This is a genomic window from Knoellia sinensis KCTC 19936 (genome assembly GCF_000768705.1).
GTDB lineage: Bacteria > Actinomycetota > Actinomycetes > Actinomycetales > Dermatophilaceae > Knoellia > Knoellia sinensis.
Genome location: NZ_AVPJ01000049.1, coordinates 1 through 1,147 on the forward strand (window position 1 = coordinate 1; position 1,147 = coordinate 1,147).

General features: G+C 66.1%; 2 protein-coding genes and 1 other annotated feature. Both genes read right to left on the minus strand.

What is annotated here, in order from left to right:
• Positions 1-766 (minus strand): IS3 family transposase (locus N802_RS19120; protein ID WP_156971538.1); only part of this gene is annotated, 766 nt, incomplete at its 3' end.
• Positions 662-811: a sequence feature (AL1L pseudoknot), on the minus strand. It overlaps the preceding gene by 105 nt.
• Positions 769-1,089 (minus strand): transposase, encoded by a 321-nt coding sequence (locus N802_RS19125; protein WP_035919697.1) that lies wholly within the window; start codon positions 1,087-1,089, stop codon positions 769-771. (Overlaps the previous feature by 43 nt.)
• Positions 1,090-1,147: the final 58 nt, after the last annotated feature.

The window sequence follows — 1,147 nt, forward strand, 5'->3', positions numbered from 1 at the left end:
TGCGGATGCACTCGGCCTTGAACAGCGAGTTCAGTGCCTCGGCCATGGCGTTGTCGTAGCTGTCGCCCTTGGACCCGACGGATGCGACGGCCTCGGCTTCGGCGAGCCGCTCGGTGTAGCGAATCGCTCGATATTGCACGCCCCTATCCGAGTGATGGATCAGGCCGGTGACGTCCTGGCCGGCTCGCTGGCGCGCCCACAGCCCCATGTCGAGGGCATCCAGTGCGAGGTCGGTGCGCAGGTTGGTGGACACCTGCCAGCCCACGATCATCCGGCTGAAGACGTCTAGGACGAACGCGACGTAGGTCCAGCCCGCATGCGTGCGAACGTAGGTCAGATCCGCGACCCAGAGCTGGTTCGGCGCGGTCGCGACGAACTTCCTCTGCACGCGGTCCTCCGGTCGCTCGGTTTCGCCGCCCTCGCCGATGGTGGTCTTGCGGGTCTTCTCCCGTGGGATCCCGCGTAGGCCCTCGGCTCGCATCAGCCGCTCGATGGTGCAGCGGGCCACGGTGATGCCTTCACGGTTGAGCTCGGCGTGGATCTTGCGGGCACCGTAGACACCCAGATTCGCCTTGTGGGCGGTCTTGATGTCGAGGACCAGCTCGGCGTCGCGCACGGCACGGGCCGAGGGTTTCCTGGTCTTGGCGGCGTAGTACGTGCTCGGGGCGATCTGGACGCCGGCGTCCTTCAGGACGACACAGATCGGCTCGACCCCGAACCGGTCGCGGTGCTGATCGATGTAGTCGACCAGCACCGCGGTGGGCACCTCTACTTGATCTTGCGGTCGAGCTCCGCGGCCGCGAAAAAAGCGGCGCTCGTCTTCAGGATTTCGTTGGCCCGACGCAGCTCGCGGACCTCGCGCTCCAGCTCGACCAGCCTGGCAGCGTCATCGGTTGTGGTGCCCGGACGGACACCGCCGTCGATCTCGGCCTGACGGACCCAGTTCCGCAGAGCCTCGGGATGAACACCCAACTGATCGGCGACCCGCTTGATCGCTCCACGCGCCGACTCCGGGTCCTTGCGAGCGTCCATCGCCATCCGCGTCGCCCGCTGCTGGAGCTCAACGCTGTACTTCCTCGGTGCTGCCATGACTCTCATCATCCTTCCCAGGATTGAGAGCCTCCATCAGACCCGGGGCGATTCACAT

Bases quoted from the DNA above. Each gene is read 5' to 3' on its own strand.
- N802_RS19125 (WP_035919697.1), bottom strand. From the start codon at position 1,089: ATGGCAGCACCGAGGAAGTACAGCGTTGAGCTCCAGCAGCGGGCGACG.